The sequence below is a fragment of the Streptomyces sp. NPDC007991 genome (genome assembly GCF_042958445.1).
In the GTDB taxonomy this organism is placed as follows: Bacteria; Actinomycetota; Actinomycetes; order Streptomycetales; family Streptomycetaceae; genus Streptomyces.
In genome coordinates, this window is sequence record NZ_JBIBJD010000007.1 from 1 (window position 1) to 16,159 (window position 16,159).

The 16,159-nt window shown below is 71.3% G+C and carries 16 protein-coding genes; 12 read left to right on the plus strand and 4 right to left on the minus strand.

Translation table 11 applies throughout. From position 1 onward, the window contains the following. The 4 genes from ACFZDA_RS20585 to ACFZDA_RS20600 form a co-directional block, all read right to left on the minus strand. On the minus strand, positions 1–191 hold a 191-nt coding region (locus ACFZDA_RS20585), incomplete at its 3' end, for a hypothetical protein (RefSeq protein ID WP_391083305.1). 158 nt (positions 192–349) lie between these two features. Further along, positions 350–1,021: a LuxR C-terminal-related transcriptional regulator gene (locus tag ACFZDA_RS20590; protein WP_391083307.1), complete on the minus strand. Its 672-nt coding sequence runs from the start codon at positions 1,019–1,021 to the stop codon at positions 350–352. Positions 1,022–1,201: 180 nt separating this feature from the next. After that, entirely contained in the window at positions 1,202–2,563 is a 1,362-nt protein-coding gene (locus ACFZDA_RS20595; RefSeq protein ID WP_391083309.1) for a sensor domain-containing protein, read from the minus strand. Positions 2,564–2,688: 125 nt separating this feature from the next. Next, positions 2,689–3,909, minus strand: a complete 1,221-nt coding sequence (locus ACFZDA_RS20600) for a sensor domain-containing protein (RefSeq protein ID WP_391083312.1) — start codon at positions 3,907–3,909, stop codon at positions 2,689–2,691. 263 nt (positions 3,910–4,172) lie between these two features. On the opposite strand from ACFZDA_RS20600, the gene ACFZDA_RS20605 reads away from it, so the two are divergent. The 12 genes from ACFZDA_RS20605 (at position 4,173) to ACFZDA_RS20660 (ending at position 16,071) form a co-directional block, all read left to right on the plus strand. Continuing rightward, positions 4,173–4,580, plus strand: a complete 408-nt coding sequence (locus tag ACFZDA_RS20605) for an NADH-quinone oxidoreductase subunit A (RefSeq protein ID WP_010041427.1) — start codon at positions 4,173–4,175, stop codon at positions 4,578–4,580. Beyond that, the gene (locus ACFZDA_RS20610) at positions 4,571–5,215 is read left to right on the plus strand and encodes an NADH-quinone oxidoreductase subunit NuoB (RefSeq protein ID WP_391083315.1); all 645 of its coding nucleotides are present in this window, start codon (positions 4,571–4,573) and stop codon (positions 5,213–5,215) included. Before ACFZDA_RS20605 ends, ACFZDA_RS20610 begins: the two co-directional genes overlap by 10 nt. Then, on the plus strand, positions 5,212–6,807 hold the full coding sequence (locus ACFZDA_RS20615; RefSeq protein ID WP_391083318.1) for an NADH-quinone oxidoreductase subunit C: 1,596 nt from the start codon (positions 5,212–5,214) through the stop codon (positions 6,805–6,807). Before ACFZDA_RS20610 ends, ACFZDA_RS20615 begins: the two co-directional genes overlap by 4 nt. Further along, the gene (locus tag ACFZDA_RS20620; RefSeq protein WP_391083321.1) at positions 6,804–7,772 is read left to right on the plus strand and encodes an NADH-quinone oxidoreductase subunit H; all 969 of its coding nucleotides are present in this window, start codon (positions 6,804–6,806) and stop codon (positions 7,770–7,772) included. Before ACFZDA_RS20615 ends, ACFZDA_RS20620 begins: the two co-directional genes overlap by 4 nt. A gap of 2 nt (positions 7,773–7,774) precedes the next feature. Further along, positions 7,775–8,467: a 4Fe-4S binding protein gene (locus tag ACFZDA_RS20625; protein ID WP_391083324.1), complete on the plus strand. Its 693-nt coding sequence runs from the start codon at positions 7,775–7,777 to the stop codon at positions 8,465–8,467. Next, entirely contained in the window at positions 8,464–9,066 is a 603-nt protein-coding gene (locus ACFZDA_RS20630) for an NADH-quinone oxidoreductase subunit J (RefSeq protein ID WP_391083327.1), read from the plus strand. The genes ACFZDA_RS20625 and ACFZDA_RS20630 overlap by 4 nt, the downstream gene beginning before the upstream one ends. Beyond that, entirely contained in the window at positions 9,066–9,464 is a 399-nt protein-coding gene (gene nuoK, locus ACFZDA_RS20635; RefSeq protein WP_391083329.1) for an NADH-quinone oxidoreductase subunit NuoK, read from the plus strand. Before ACFZDA_RS20630 ends, nuoK begins: the two co-directional genes overlap by 1 nt. Next, positions 9,461–11,455, plus strand: coding sequence for an NADH-quinone oxidoreductase subunit L (locus ACFZDA_RS20640; RefSeq protein WP_391083332.1), 1,995 nt, complete (start codon positions 9,461–9,463; stop codon positions 11,453–11,455). The genes nuoK and ACFZDA_RS20640 overlap by 4 nt, the downstream gene beginning before the upstream one ends. 6 nt (positions 11,456–11,461) lie before the next feature. After that, positions 11,462–13,060, plus strand: a complete 1,599-nt coding sequence (locus tag ACFZDA_RS20645) for an NADH-quinone oxidoreductase subunit M (protein ID WP_391083334.1) — start codon at positions 11,462–11,464, stop codon at positions 13,058–13,060. Then, on the plus strand, positions 13,057–14,580 hold the full coding sequence (locus tag ACFZDA_RS20650) for a proton-conducting transporter membrane subunit (RefSeq protein ID WP_391083337.1): 1,524 nt from the start codon (positions 13,057–13,059) through the stop codon (positions 14,578–14,580). The genes ACFZDA_RS20645 and ACFZDA_RS20650 overlap by 4 nt, the downstream gene beginning before the upstream one ends. Positions 14,581–14,818: 238 nt before the next feature. Then, on the plus strand, positions 14,819–15,682 hold the full coding sequence (gene htpX / locus ACFZDA_RS20655; RefSeq protein WP_391083340.1) for a zinc metalloprotease HtpX: 864 nt from the start codon (positions 14,819–14,821) through the stop codon (positions 15,680–15,682). After that, positions 15,679–16,071 carry a YccF domain-containing protein gene (locus ACFZDA_RS20660; protein ID WP_391083343.1) on the plus strand — a complete coding sequence of 131 codons (393 nt, stop codon included), beginning with the start codon at positions 15,679–15,681 and terminating at the stop codon, positions 16,069–16,071. The genes htpX and ACFZDA_RS20660 overlap by 4 nt, the downstream gene beginning before the upstream one ends. Positions 16,072–16,159 lie beyond the last annotated feature (88 nt).

Below are 16,159 nucleotides of genomic sequence, written 5' to 3' on the forward strand. Positions count from 1 at the left end.
TCGTTGCCGAACGACGCGGTCTCCGAGGTGAAACGGTCACCGGTGAGCTGCATACCGTCACCCGAGTCCCCCGCGAACCTGATGATCACCCGGTCCAAGCGGCGAACGTCCTTCGTCGCCGCCGCTTTGCGCTGCTCTCCCGCGACTGAATCGTCGGCCTGCTCCGCTGGGCTACTGACCTGGCTGGTCACTGAACTGGACCTCCCTCGAGGCGGCTGTCCTGGGAAAACCTTCCCGCAGGCGTTCCCAGGATCAACACTACGACCGTAAGGGTCGCCTTCTTCGGGTCATTCGCATGTTGGACACGACTTTGAGACGATCGAGCACCCTGACTCGTATGTCGGGAGTTTCATGAATTGAGGTACGTCAGCACGGCCAGCACCCGGCGGTGGTCCCCCTCGCTCGGGGAGAGGCCCAGCTTCAGGAAGATGTTGCTGACGTGCTTCTCCACCGCTCCGTCGCTGACCACGAGCTGCCGGGCGATGGCCGAGTTCGTCCGGCCCTCGGCCATCAGCCCCAGCACCTCCCGCTCCCGCGGGGTCAGCCCCGCGAGCACGTCCTGTTTACGGCTGCGGCCCAGCAGCTGCGCCACGACCTCCGGGTCCAGGGCCGTACCGCCCTCGGCCACCCGCACCACCGCGTCCACGAACTCCCGCACCTCGGCCACCCGGTCCTTCAGCAGATAGCCGACGCCCCGGCTGGACCCCGCGAGCAGCTCCGTGGCGTAGCGCTCCTCCACGTACTGCGACAGCACCAGCACGCCGAGCCCCGGGTGCTCCTTGCGCAACTGCACCGCCGCGCGTACGCCCTCGTCGGTGTGCGTCGGAGGCATCCGTACATCGGCGACCACGACGTCCGGCAGCTCGCCCTGCGCGTCCAGCTCCGTGATGGTCTTGACCAGCGCCACGCCGTCACCGACCCCGGCGACCACCTGGTGTCCCCGGTCGGTCAGCAGCCGGGTCAGGCCCTCCCTGAGCAGCACTGAATCCTCGGCGATGACCACCCGCACCCTGTCCTCCACGATGTTCGGCCCCCCACCCCGACGCCGCCCGTCCGCAGCCCACAACGGCTCCGCGCCCACCCGTGCGACGGGTCCAGCATTTCAGGAAAGGGGGCCGGATGGGGGTGGACCGGCTCGTTGTCCGGCCGATCAGACCGGTTGGGGGGCGGGACAGCCGATGGGGGATGGAGTAGCCGAAGGTCACCTCATGTGCGCGCCCCGCCAGGGCAACTCCGCGGTCACCCGGGTCGGCCCGCCCGCCGGCGAGTCCACCACCAGGATCCCGTCCACCGCGCCGAGCCGCTCCGCCAGCCCCGCGAGACCGGACCCCCGGGAGACGTCGGCCCCGCCCACGCCGTTGTCCACGACCTGGAGCATCAGCCGGTTCCGAGTCCGCCACACCTCCACGCCCGCCCGGGTCGCCCGCGCGTGCTTGCTGACGTTCTGGAGCAGCTCCGACACCGTGAAGTACGCGATCCCCTCGATCGCCGGCGCCGGCCGCTCCGCCAGGTCGACCTCCACCTGCACCGGCACCGTGCAGCGCGAGGAGACCGCGGACAGGGCCGCGTCCAGGCCGCGGTCGGTCAGCACCGCCGGGTGGATGCCCCGGGCCAGGTCCCGCAGCTCCTGCAGCGCCGTCTTCACCTCGCCGTGCGCCTCGCCCACCATCCGCTGGGCCGCCTCCGGGTCCTCGTGGAGCTTCTCCTTCGCCAGCCCCAGATCCATGGCCAGCGCCACCAGCCGCGCCTGCGCCCCGTCGTGCAGATCCCGCTCGATGCGCCGCAGGTCGGCCGCCGCCGTGTCGACCACGACGCCCCGGTCCGACTCCAGCTCCACCACCCGCGAGGCCAGCCGCGACGGCCCGAGCAGTCCGTGCACCAGCAGCCGGTCCACCGTCGTCAGCGCCCGCACGATCCACGGCGTGGCGATCGTCAGCAGCAGACCCACCAACGCGGTCACCGTGATCTCGAAGGGGTTGTCGAGATAGATCCGGTGCGTCTCGTCGCCGTACAGCTGGATCCCGTCCTGCCCGGTGTACATCGGGAACACCCAGAACCACAGCGGGTACGTCAGCAAGCCCCAGCCCAGCACCCAGAGGTTCACGGCGACGACGAACGAGAACACCGCCCAGGGCAGATGCAGCACCGCGTACAGCAGGGCCCGCCAGGAGGCGCCGCTCTTGAGGACGGCCCCCATCCACGCCATGGCGCCTGGCTTCTTCATCCGCAGCGGCTCCGGGCCGGCCACGTCCAGGTCCAGCAGCGTCCGCGCCCGCCCCCGCTCCAGCGCCCCGAGGCCACGGCACCCGGCGAGCGCCGCCGCCAGCACCGGAATGCCGAGGAAGGTCACCAGCAGCCCCGCCCCCAGCGACACCATCGTGACCGCGTAGGTGAACAGCAGGATGCTGACCGGCAGGCTGAGCAGCACATATCCGAGCTCCCGCCAGGTGCGGCCCTCGACCGGCGCCCGCAGCGCGGCGGGCAGCCGGTGCCGCCGCTCGGTGCTCCCGGGGAACCCGGGGCTGCCGTCGAACCCGTACCCCTGTCCGTACTCCGTGGCCATCGGCGCGTCCTTCTCCCTCGTCCTGCGGCTGTCTTCCGTACCTCCACCCTGCTCCGCCGCAGGTCGGCGGGCCATGGAGTCCGTCGGCGTCTTGGACGGGGGGTTTTCCCCACCTCCGGGGCTCCTCAGGGCGTGCGCGTGCCGGAGTCCTCCGTGCGGTCGCGCCAGGGCAGCTCCGCCGTGACCGTCGTCGGGCCGCCCTCGGGCGACTCCAGGACGAACAGCCCGTCGACGGCGTCCAGCCGCTCGGCCAGGCCCCGCATCCCCGTACCGCCGTCGAGGCTCGCGCCCCCGCGGCCGTCGTCCCACACCTGGATGAGCAGCCGGTCGTTCGTCCGCCACACCTCCACCGACGCCGACTTCGCCGCGCTGTGCTTGCTGACGTTCTGCAGCAGCTCCGAGACGGTGAAGTAGGCGATGCCCTCGATGGCCGCGGCCGGCCGCGCCGGAAGGTCGACCGTCACCTTGACCGGGACCGTGCAGCGCGAGGAGACCGCGGACAGGGCCGCGTCCAGGCCGCGGTCGGTCAGCACCGCCGGGTGGATGCCCCGGGCCAGGTCGCGCAGCTCCTGCAGCGCCAGCTTCACCTCGCCGTGCGCCTCCTCCACCATCGCCGCCGCCGCGTCGGGGTCCTCCAGCACCTTCTCCTTGGCCAGTCCCAGCCCCATGGCCAGATTGACCAGCCGGGCCTGCGCCCCGTCGTGCAGATCCCGCTCGATGCGCCGCAGATCGGCCGCCGCCGTGTCGACCACGACCCCCCGGTCCGACTCCAGTTCGGCGATCCGTCGCTCCAGGTCGTCGGAGGGAGACAGCAGCCCGCGCACCATGGCCCGGTCGGCGTTGGCCAGGCCCCGCGCGATGAACGGCAGCACCGGCCACAGCACGAACAGCGAGGTCAGCGTGAGGGCGAAGGTGAGGACGCCCCACGGCAGCCGTATGAACTCGTACAGCACCGTGCGCCAGCCCACCGGGTCCTTCAGCGACATCCACAGCTTCTGGAAGAAACCGCCCGGGCCGCGCAGCGGCAGCCGGCTCGGCTCGTCCACCCGCACCCCGAGCAGCGCCCTGGCCCTCGCCCGCTCCATCCGGCCCAGCAGCCGCGCGCCGCTGAGCCCGGCCGCGAGCAGCGGGAACCCGATCACCGTGACCGTCAGCCCGAAGCCGGTGAACAGCACCGTCACGACATAGGTGAAGCCGAGCAGCGCGACCGGAAGGTTCGCCAGGAGATGCGCGATCTCCTTCCAGGTGTGCCGGTCGTAGGCGAGACGGGGCGGCGGCGGGCGGTCGTCCGGTCCGGCCGCCGTCGGGGCCGCGCTCGTGCCGGAGGGCGGGATGCGTTCGGTCATATGCGTTAGCGTGCCCGGCGGCGGGCGGCCGCGCCATGAGGCGGACCGCCAGGAACAACTGGGGTAAACCCCACCCCCGCATGCCAGGGCATGACGGGCTGCTTACCCTGCCTTTATCAGGGCCTAGACTCCCGTGCGTACAGATCGTCGAACGGCGGCGTCCGCCGATCGGCGAACGGCGGCGTCCGTAGTTCCCGGCCGTGCCCCGGAGCCGCGGAACCGTCGCAGGATCCAGTCCGAGTTTCAGGGAGCGAGGGACGGACGTGCCGGAACCGACCGTCGTCACCACGACCGTCGTCGCGGCGGACTACTTCCAGTCCTATTCGGTCGTCGGGCTGCTCGCCGTCGTCGGCGTGCTGTTCGTCGCCGTCGCCTTCGGGGCCGGCCGCCTGCTGCGGCCCGTGGTCCCCACACCCGAGAAGCTCCTGACGTACGAGTGCGGCGTCGACCCCGTCGGCGAGGGCTGGGCCCACACCCAGGTCCGCTACTACGTCTACGCGTTCCTGTACGTGATCTTCGCCGTCGACTCGATCTTCCTGTTCCCCTGGGCGACCGTCTTCGCCGCCCCCGGCTACGGCGCGACGACCCTGGTGGAGATGTTCATCTTCCTCGGCTTCCTGGCCGTGGGCCTGCTCTACGCATACAAGAAGGGCGTCCTGGCATGGACGTGACCCCCGCCGGCACCGAGCCCGTGCTGCTTCCCGAGCCGAAGCGGCTCGGCGCCCTGGCGCGCCTCGCACCCGAGCCGATGAAGGTGATCCTTAACTGGGGCCGCCGCTATTCGCTCTGGGTCTTCAACTTCGGCCTCGCCTGCTGCGCGATCGAATTCATCGCCGCGTCGATGGCCCGCCACGACTTCATCCGGCTCGGCGTCATCCCCTTCGCGCCAGGCCCCCGCCAGGCCGACCTGATGGTGGTGTCCGGCACGGTCACGGACAAGATGGCGCCGGCGGTGAAGCGCCTCTACGAGCAGATGCCGGAACCCAAGTACGTCATCTCCTTCGGCGCGTGCAGCAACTGCGGCGGCCCCTACTGGGACTCGTACTCCGTCACCAAGGGCGTCGACCAGATCATCCCCGTCGACGTCTACGTCCCCGGCTGCCCGCCCCGGCCCGAGGCGCTGCTCCAGGGCATCCTCAAGCTCCAGGAGAAGATCGCCCGCGAGTCGCTGGGGGAGCGGTACGGAAGCGGCGCCGCCCGTCCTTCGGCAGCGGCGCTGCAGAGCGGCCTGGTGCAGCCGCCGGTCCCGGGCTCGGGCTCGGCTTCTGACTCGGCTTCGGCTTCGGCTTCGGAGGAGGGGCGATGACTGCGGTCGGCTGGCTCCCCGCCGACGCCGAGGAACTCTTCGGCACGGACGCCACGGCCGAGGAGTCGTACGAGGTCCTGACGGTCGACGTACCGCCGACAGCCTGGATCACCGCCCTGGAGACCGCACGCGACCGTCTGACCTGCACGTACTTCGACTGGCTGAGCGCGGTCGACGAACCGGGCACGGGCTTTCGCGTCACGGCCCACGTCGCGGCGCTGTCCCCGCTGCGCCATCTCCTCCTGCGTACGACGGTCCCGCACGAGGCCGCCACTCTGCCCTCGGCGACCGGTGTCTACGCGGGCGCCGCCTGGCACGAACGCGAGACGCACGAGATGTTCGGCATAGCCTTCGAAGGCCACCCGGCACTGGACCACCTGCTGCTGCCCGAGAACTTCGAAGGCCACCCCCTGCGCAAGGACTTCGTCCTGGCCGCCCGCGTCGCCAAGGCCTGGCCCGGCGCGAAGGAACCCGGCGAGTCGGAACACGGCGGCCCCAAGCGCCGCCAGATGCTTCCCCCCGGCGTCCCCGACCCGAACGAATGGGGCCCCCTGAAGGGCCAACTCCCCCCGGCCCCGGCCCGCGGCGCCCGCGCGGCAGGCGACCGCCCGGCCCGAGGCACCGCCCGCCCCGCGGGCGAACGTCCGGTACGGCGGACCCGTTCGGTGGCGGAGGGTTCGGCCAGTCAGACTGCTGCCGGTGAGGCGGGTGCGTCGTCTGCGACTCCGCCACGGCGTGCCCGAACGGCGGGGGAGGGCTCGGTGAGCCAGGCGTCCAACGGTCCTGAGTCCGCGATGTCTGGTTCTGGTTCCGGGGCCTCCGGTCCTGAGTCCGCGATGTCTGGTTCTGGTTCCGGGGCCTCCGGTCCTGAGTCCGCGACGTCTGGTCCTGGTTCCAGGGCCTCCGGTCCTGAGTCCACGACGTCCGGCCCTGCTTCCAAGACCTCCGGTCCCGAATCCACAACCCCCGGTCCCGAAGCTCAGGCGACCGAAGCCGAACCGGCGGCGGGCGCGACCGGCTCTCAGCCACCGGCCAGCGAGCCCGAGTCGCCGGACGCCCGACCCGGAACCCCAGGGCCGGACGCCGGGCCCGCAACCCCGGCCGCCTCGGCGGAGCCGCGCGGGGCGCGCAGCGCGAGTGACAGCTCGGCGTCGCAGCGGCAACAGCCAGGTGCCCCTGCCGGACCTCGCCGGGCGCGCAGCGCCTCGGAGGGCTCCGCCAGTCAGCGGGCCGCGTCCGACCCCGGCGGCAGCCGACCGGGCAGGTCCGCGCGCCCCCCACGCAGCTCGGACGCCCCCTGGCACCACGCCCGCCCGGCCTTAGAGGAACCGGCTCCCGAACCGTCACCCGAGGCCGGCGCGCTGCCGACTCCCGAGCCGCCGCCGGGGGATGACTCGACGCCCCCGAACACCACCTCGGAGTCACCGAACACCACCTCGGAGTCACCGGGCACCCCCGAGCCCGCCGACAGCCCCGGCCTCTCGGACGCCCCCGAAACCTCGGACACCCCCGAACCCTCGGAACCGGCGAGCAACCCGCAGCCCGCCGACAGCCCCGACAACTCCGAAGACCCCGAAGGAGGCCCGCGGTGAACGACGTGCTCGACGTCACCCTGCGACTCCTGATCGTCTTCGTCGTCTTCCTCACCTTCCCCCTGATCATCGGCCAGACCGAACACAAGGTCATGGCCCATATGCAGGGCCGCCTCGGCCCCATGTACGCCGGCGGCTTCCACGGCTGGGCCCAGCTGATCGCCGACGGCGTGAAGTTCGCGCAGAAGGAGGATGTCGTCCCCGCGGGCGCGGACCGCCGTATCTTCCAACTGGCCCCCGCCGTCGCCCTCCTGCCGTACCTCCTCGTCCTGCTCGCCATCCCCATCGGCCCGGATGAAGGAGCCGTCGGGCAGGTCATCGACGCCGGTGTCTTCTTCGTCCTGGCCGTCATGGGCGTCGGCGTCCTCGGCTCGCTCATGGCCGGCTGGGCGTCCGCGAACAAGTTCTCCCTCCTCGGCGGCCTGCGCACCGCCGCCCAGCTCCTCGCCTACGAACTGCCGATGCTCCTGACCGCCGCCTCGGTGGCGATGGCGGCCGGCACCGTCTCGATCCCCGGCATCCTCGACGCCTTCGAGTGGTGGTGGCTGCCCTGGCAGATCGTCGGCGCGATCGTCTTCTTCGTGGCCGGCCTCGCCGAACTCCAGCGCCCGCCCTTCGACATGCCCGTCGCCGACTCGGAGATCATCTTCGGCGCGTACACCGAGTACACCGGCCTCCGCTTCGCCCTCTTCCTCCTCGCCGAGTACGCCGGGATCGTCGTCCTGTGCGGCCTGACCACCGTCCTCTTCCTGGGCGGCTGGCACGGCCCCTGGGGCGCCGACGGCCTCGGCTGGGTCTGGACCCTGCTGAAGGCAGCCGTCCTCGCCTTCCTCGTCATCTGGCTGCGCGTCACCTATCCCCGCCTGCGCGAGGACCAGCTGCAGAAACTGTCCTGGACGCTCCTCGTCCCCCTCTCCCTCGCCCAGATCGCCCTCACCGGCATCGTCAAGGTGGTGATCAACTAACCATGGCCCCCATCCCCGGCTCCGGCCTCGCCAAGGGCCTGGCCGTCACCCTCCGCACGATGACGAAGAAGTCCGTCACCGCGCAGTACCCGGACGCCCAGCCCGACCTCCCGCCCCGCACCCGCGGTGTGATCGGCCTGTTCGAGGAGAACTGCACGGTCTGCATGCTGTGCGCCCGCGAGTGCCCGGACTGGTGCATCTACATCGACTCCCACAAGGAGACGGTCCCGGCGGCGACCCCCGGCGGCCGTGAACGCAGCCGCAACGTCCTCGACCGCTTCGCCATCGACTTCTCCCTGTGCATGTACTGCGGTATCTGCATCGAGGTATGTCCTTTCGACGCCCTGTTCTGGTCCCCGGAGTTCGAGTACGCCGAGACCGACATCCGCGACCTCACCCACGAGCGCGACAAGCTCCGCGAGTGGATGTGGACCGTCCCGGCCCCGCCGGCCCTCGACCCCGGCGCGGAGGACCCGAAGGAACTCGTCACAGCCCGCAAGACCGCCGACAAGCTGGCCGCCCGGCAGGCCCCGCCCGCCACCGAACCGCACGCCGACGAGCAGGCCCGGGCAGCCGAGCGCCCGACCCGCACGCCGGGCGACTCCAAGCAGCAGCCGGACCAGCCGACCCCGCAGACCGACCAGCCGACCCCGCAGCCGGACCAGCCGAAGCCGGGGCAGGAGGACCGGGAATGATCGCGCTCACCACGGCCGCCGAAACCCACGGTTTCCTCTCCCCGACGGGCGTCGAGATCGCCTTCCTCCTCGTCGGTCTGGTCACCTTCGGCGCCGCGCTCGTCACCGTCACCACCCGGCAACTGGTGCACGCCGCCCTGTGGCTGGTGGTCACCCTCGGCGGCCTGGCCGTGGAGTACCTGCTGCTCACCGCCGAGTTCATCGCCTGGGTGCAGGTCCTCATCTACGTCGGTTCCGTCGTCGTCCTCCTCCTGTTCGGTCTGATGCTCACCAGAGCCCCCATCGGCCGCTCCCCGGACGCCGACTCCGGCAACCGCTGGGCCGCCCTCACCGTGGCCGTCGCCGCCGCTGCCGCCCTGGTCTGGGTCGTCGTCGACGCCTTCCGCACCACCTGGATCGACCTGGACGGCCCCGCAGCCGGCTCCACCGAGGCCACCGGCGCGAGCCTCTTCCAGAACTGGGTCCTCCCCTTCGAGGCCCTCTCCGTCCTCCTCCTCGCCGCCCTGGTCGGCGCGATCGTCCTGTCCCGCAAGGCGAAGGCCGACGCCACCACCCCGAGCGGCGCGGACACCCGGCCTGACACGGAGGGGGCCCGCTGATGCACCTCGCCTATCCCGCCGTCCTCTCCGCCCTCCTCTTCTGCACGGGCCTGTACGGCGTCCTCGCCCGCCGCAACGCGATCCTGGTCCTGATGTCGGTCGAGCTGATGCTCAACGCCGTCAACCTCAACCTGGTCGCCTTCGACGTCTGGCTCAGCAGGACCGCCGAGGAGACCCTGCACTCCGGCCAGGCCCTCACCCTGTTCACGATCGCCATCGCCGCCGCCGAGATCGGCATCGGCCTGGCGATCGTTCTCGCCGTCCACCGCAACCGCGGCACCGCCGACATCGACAAGCTCCGCGACACCGCCGAACGGCACGGCCCCGACGGCACCGACCACGACGCCCTTACGGCCGAGCAGCCCGGCGAGGCCCAGAAGTCTGAGGCCACCGCGTGACCACGACCACCCTCGCCGTCCTCGTCCCTCTCCTTCCGTTCCTCGGCGCCGTCGCCGGCCTGCTCCTGGGCCGCACGGCACCCGGCTTCGTCCGCCCGCTCGCCGTCCTGCCGACGCTCACCTCCCTGGTGCTCGCCGCGCTGGTCGCCGCGCGGCAGGGCGGTGACGCGGCCGTCAACGCGGCCACGGAACTCACCCCCACCGGCTCCGTCCCGATCGAACTCGCCCTGTACGTCGACGGCTTCGCCGCCCTCGTCGCCGTCCTGGTCGGCCTGGTCGCCTCTTGCGTGCAGATCTACTCGACGGGCTACCTGCGCGACGACCCGCGCTACCCCTCGTACGCCGCCCTGGTCTCCCTGTTCACCTCCGCGATGTTCCTGGTCGTCTACTCCGGCGACCTGATCGTGCTGCTGGTCGGCTGGGAAGTCATGGGCATCTGCTCCTACTTCCTGGTCGGCCACTACTGGGAGACTCCTCAGGCCCGCGCCGCCTCCCTCAAGGCCTTCCTGGTCACCAAGCTCGGCGACGTCCCCTTCCTCATCGGTCTGTTCGCCCTGGCCACCGACGCCGGTTCGTTCCGCATCACCCGGGTCCTGGGGACCGTCGCCAGCGGCGGACTCGACCACCCGACCTTGATCGCCCTGCTGCTCCTGGCGGGCGTGGCGGGCAAGTCAGCGCAGTTCCCGCTGCACACCTGGCTCCCCGACGCGATGGCGGGCCCGACCCCCGTCTCCGCGCTGATCCACGCCGCGACGATGGTCGCCGCCGGTGTCTACTTCATCGCCCGTCTCCTCCCGGTCTTCGAGGCCTCCCAGGCCGCGATGGTCGTCCTCGCCGTCATGGCCGCCGTCACGATGACCGGCTCGGCGCTCGCCGCGCTCGCCCAGGACGACATCAAGCGCGTCCTCGCCTACTCGACGATCGGTCAGCTCGGCTACATGACCGGCGCCCTCGCCGTCGGCGACCGCGGAGCCGCCGTCTTCCACCTCCTGTCCCACGGCGCCTTCAAGGCGCTGCTGTTCCTCGCGGCCGGCGTGATGATCCACGCCGCCGGCACCAACTCGCTCGCCGCCATGTCCCGCATGCGGAACCTGCGCGACCGCGTCCCCGACGCCTACTGGACGATGACCGTGGCGCTGCTCGCGCTCGCCGCGATCCCGCCGTTCAGCGGCTTCTTCTCCAAGGAGGCCGTCCTCGGCGTCGCCGAACACGTCGTCACCGGACACACCGAGCACGCCCCCGCCGCCGCGGGCTGGATCGTCCTCGTCACCGGTCTGCTCACGGCCGTGCTCACCGCCGCCTACGCGATGCGCCTGTGGCTGCTGGCCTTCCGCGGCCGGGGCGCCGAAGCCCCCGACCACGGCAGGCAGCCGCTGACGATGACCGTCGTGCTGTGGGTGCTCGCCGCCCCGTCCCTGGCCCTCGGCGGATTCGCGTTCCGTCTGCTGCCCGACTGGTTCGACGGCCGCGACCTCGGCCCGACCCTCACCACCTCCGTACTCGGCACGGGCATGGCCCTGGTCGGCGGCATCGTCACCTACGGCGCCTGGCGGCACACCACCGCGCTCACCGCACGCGTCCCGCTGGGCGCGGTCACGGCCCACCCCGAGGGCGACGCAGCCCAGGCCGAGGCGGAGGCCATCGCCACACACGAGCCGGCCTACGGCGACATCGCCTACGCACCCGACCCCGCCGACCCGGGACGGCTCCTGCTCGGTCCGCTGCACCGCCACGCGGCCGCCGGCTTCCACCTGGACGCCGTGTACAGCGCCCTCTTCGTCCGACCCGTCCAAGCCGGGGCGAGCCTCGTCCGGTTCCTCGACCGGGAGGTCGTCGAGACCTATGTACGCGGTGCGGGTGCGCTGCCCCGCTGGCTCGGCGCCGCCGTACGGCGCGCCCAGACCGGCAACGTCCAGACCTATGTGAGCGCGCTGCTCGCCGGCACCGTCGTCCTCGCGGTCGCCGTCGTCCTCGTCGCCACGGGAGCGTGAGCAGGCGTGATCGATATCAACGAGTCCGTGATGCAGTTCCTTCTGGCGTTCGTCGTCGTCGGGCCGCTCCTCGGAGCGGTCGCCGCTCTCCTGCCCGCCCCGCCCGGGCTGAAGGGGAAGTCACCCGAGCAGGCCGTGCTGCGGCACGGTGTCACCGTCACCGGCGCGGTCCTCATCGCGGTGATCGTCCTCGCGCTCGGCTTCGACCATGACCAGCCGTCGAAGATGCAGGCCAGCACGGACATCAGCTGGATCCCCGCACTCGACGTACGCATCCACCTCGGCATCGACGGCATCTCCCTCCCCCTTCTGGTCCTGACCGCGCTGCTGACCTTCCTCTGCGCGCTCTACTCGTACTTCGAGCAGCAGCATCAGCGGCTGACGCCGCGGGCCGCGGGTCCGGACCCGAAGGCCTTCGTCGCGCTGCTGCTCGTCCTCGAGTCCGGCACGCTCGCCACCTTCGCCGTCCTCGACCTGCTGCTGTTCTTCCTCGCCTTCGAGATGGTGCTCATCCCGATGTACTTCCTCATCGCCCGCTGGGGCGGCGAGGGCCGGAGCCAGGCCGCGTGGCGGTTCATCCTCTACACGCTGCTCGGCTCCGTGGTCATGCTGCTCGGCCTGCTCCTGATCGGGCTCAAGGCGGGCACGTTCGACATGATGGCACTCGCCACTGACAACGGCCGGTCGCTGACCACATCCGTGCAGGTCATCGCCGTTTTGGCGATCGGGATCGGGCTCGCGGTCAAGACGCCGATGTGGCCGCTGCACAGCTGGCTGCCCGACGCCCACACGGCCGCGCCAACCGTCGGCTCGGTCCTGCTGGCCGGTGTCCTGCTGAAGATGGGTACGTACGGGTTCGTCCGGATCCTCCTCCCCATCGCACCGGACGGCTTCCGCACCTTCGCGCCCTACCTCGCGGCGCTCGCCGTCGTCGGCATCATCTACGGGTCCCTGGCCTGCCTGGCCCTCGCCAAGCAGGGCGCGAAGGGCGACCTCAAGCGCCTCATCGCCTACTCCTCCGTCGGCCACATGGGCTTCGTCCTGCTCGGCATCGCCACGATGACTCCGACCGGCGTGAACGGCGCCCTGTTCGCCAACATCGCCCACGGCCTCATCACCGGCCTGCTCTTCTTCCTCGTCGGCGCCCTGAAGGACCGCACCGGCACCACCGACCTCGACACCCTCGCCGAGGAGACCGGAGCCGCGCTCTACGGCAAGGCCCCGCGCCTCGGCGGCCTGCTCGCCTTCGCCGCGGTCGCCTCGCTCGGCCTGCCGGGTCTGGCCGGCTTCTGGGGCGAGATGCTGGCCCTGTTCGGCGCGTTCCAGCCGGCGGCCGGCCTCAGCCGTCCCGCCTTCCTCACGTTCATGGCGATCGGCGCGTTCGGGACGCTGCTGACGGCCGCTTACCTGCTGGTCGTGGTCCGCCGCGTGTGCATGGGCGCCCTGCCGCAGGACGCCCCGAGGCTCACCGACGTCCGCGGTTACGAGTTCGCGGCCTGGACCCCGCTCGTCGTCCTGACCGTCGTCGCGGGCCTGTGGCCCAAGGCTCTCCTCGGCCTGAGCAACCCGGCCGTACAGCAGCTCCTCGCAGGAGGCACCCGATGAGCTCCCCGGCCCAGCCCCTGGCCGCGTCGCTGGTCCAGTCCGTGGACTGGCTCGCGATCGCGCCGCCCACTCTCGCGGCGGTCGTCGGCCTCGTCGTCCTGGTCGCCGACCTGTTCGTCACCGAGCACCGCAAGCCGCTGCTCGGCTGGACGTCCGTGGCCGGCCTCGCCGCCGCCATGCTGATGCTGCTGCCCCTCCTCGACGGCGACCGCAGCACCTTCTGCCTGACCGGCGACACCACCGTGTGCAGTTACACGGCCGACCGCTTCACCCTGATCATCCAGTTCCTGGTCCTCGGCGGCGCCCTCCTCACGGCCCTCCTGTCGGTCACCGCCCTGAAGGACGCCCGCAAGGGGCTGCCCGAAGGGGAGTACTGGTTCCTGCTGCTGTCCTCCGCGGCCGGCGCCGCCCTCCTGCCCGCCTCCCGCGACCTCGCGACCTTGATCGTCGCCCTGGAGGTCGCCTCCCTGCCCGCCTTCGCGCTGGTCGGCCTCAGGCACGGCGACCGGAAGTCCTCCGAAGCGGCCCTGAAGTTCTTCCTGTCCTCGGTCACCGCGACCGCGGTCAGCCTCATGGGCATCAGCTTCGTGTACGCCTCCACGGGCACCCTCTACCTCACCCAGGTCGCCGACCGCATCCAGAACGTCGACGGACAGCTCCACACGCTCGCCCAGACCGGCGTCGTCCTCACCCTCGTCGGCTTCGCCTTCAAGACGGCCGCCGTGCCCTTCCACTTCTGGGTGCCCGACACCTACGTAGGGGCACCCCTGCCCATCGCCGCCTACCTGTCGGTCATCGGCAAGACGGTCGGCTTCAGCGGCCTCATCCTCGTCACGGTCGTCGCCCTCCCGTCGTACGCCGACGTCTGGGGCCCGGCCCTGGCCGCCCTGGCCGCGCTCACCATGACCGTGGGCAACGTCGGAGCCCTGCGCCAGCAGGCCACGCGCGCGTACAGCGCGGTACGCCTGCTCGCCTGGTCGTCCGTCGGCCAGGCCGGCTACCTCCTGGTGCCGATCGCGGCCGCCGCGTACTCCGGCGACGCCGAGAAGTCGATCGGCTCCACCGTCGCGTACGCCCTGATGTACGCCGCCGTGAACCTCGGCGCCTTCGCCGTGGCCGCGCTCGTCGGCCGGACGAAGTTGCTCAACCGCGTCTCCGACTACCGCGGCCTGTACGCGTCGAGCCCCCTGTCCGCGCTGCTCCTGGCGTTCTTCCTGCTCTGCCTCGCCGGGCTGCCGCCGGGCATCATCGGCCTCTTCGCCAAGGTCACCGTCTTCTCGGCGGCCGTCGACGCCGGCCTCGGCTGGCTGGCCGTGATCATGGCCGTGAACGTCGTCATCGCACTGTTCTACTACCTCCAGTGGACGGCCCTGCTCTTCCGCGCCCCCGAGGGCGAACCCGAGAAGCACCGCGTCCCCGCCCCGCTCACCGCCGCGATCGCCCTCACCGGAGTCCTCGGCATCGCCCTGTCCGGAGCACCCCAGCTGGTCATGCGGTTCACCGACACCGCCCTCTTCTGAGCACCAGCCGCATTCGCCACGCGCGCGTGGGGCACCCGTCCCTCCCCGCGCGCGTGCCGCGTCCCGGCGCCGTTCACCCGGACGGTCCACACCCGCCGCCGCGCGCACAAGGGAACTAGTGCCTCTCGCCTGGCGTTGACCAGTACGGGAGGGTCCACTGGACGTGACATCACGCCACCAGTGGCACCGCAGATCACCGAGCAAGGGTCCCCCTGCCGCACCACTTGGAGGGCGTACCGTGCACCGCCGGCACAACGGGCTCAGGACAGCAGTCCTCCTCGGGGGACTGTCCGCACTCATCATCGTCATCGGCAGCTTCTTCGGCCGTATGGGGCTCGTCATCGCCGTCCTGGTAGCGCTGGCCACCAACGCGTACGCGTACTGGAACAGCGACAAGCTGGCCCTGCGCGCGATGCGCGCCCGCCCGGTGAGCGAGTTCGAGGCCCCGGGGCTCTACCGCATGGTCCGCGAGCTCTCCACGCAGGCCCGCCAGCCCATGCCGCGCCTGTACATCTCCCCGACGGAAGCGCCCAACGCGTTCGCCACGGGCCGCAACCCGCGCAACGCCGCCGTGTGCTGCACCGACGGCATCCTGCGCCTCCTGGACGAGCGCGAGCTGCGCGGCGTCATCGGGCACGAGCTCAGCCATGTCTACAACCGCGACATCCTCATCTCGTCGGTCGCCGGTGCCCTCGCCTCCGTGATCATGTTCCTGGTCAACTTCGCCTGGCTGATCCCGATCGGGCGCTCGGACGACGACGAAGGCCCCGGCCTGCTCGGCATGCTGCTGATCATGATCCTGGGCCCGCTGGCCGCCTCACTCATCCAACTGGCCATCAGCCGCTCCCGGGAGTACCAGGCGGACGCCTCCGGCGCCCAGCTCACCGGCGACCCGCTCGCCCTGGCCAGCGCCCTGCGCAAGCTCGAACTGGGCACGAAGCAGCTCCCGCTGCCCCCCGAGCCGCGCATCGAGACCGCCAGCCACATGATGATCGCGAACCCGTTCCGGCCCGGCCAGGGTCTTTCGAAGATGTTCTCGACGCACCCGCCGATGGCGGACCGCATCGCCCGGCTCGAGAAGATGGCAGGTGGGAACCAGTGAAGACCATCCTGAACGTCATATGGCTCGTCCTGAGCGGCTTCTGGCTGTTCCTCGGCTACATGGCCGCGGGCCTGCTCCTCTGCATCACCGTCATCGGCATCCCGTTCGGCATCGCGGCCTTCCGCATCGGCGTCTACGCGTTGTGGCCCTTCGGGTACACAACGGTCGAGCGCCGCGAGGCGGGCGCGCCGTCCTGCGTCGGTAACGTGCTGTGGCTGGTGCTGGCGGGCTGGTGGCTGGCCCTCGGCCACATCGTCACCGGCATCGCGCTGTGCGTCACGATCATCGGCATCCCGCTCGGCGTCGCCAACTTCAAGCTCATCCCGGTCTCGCTGCTCCCGCTGGGCCGCGACATCGTACGGACCAACGAGTCGTTCGCGGTGCGCTGACGGCGGGGCACCGCGGCCCGATGTCCACAGGCCCGGGGTTATCCACAGGCCCGCCCGGCTGTCAGCGGCGGCCTGCATCATGAACCCA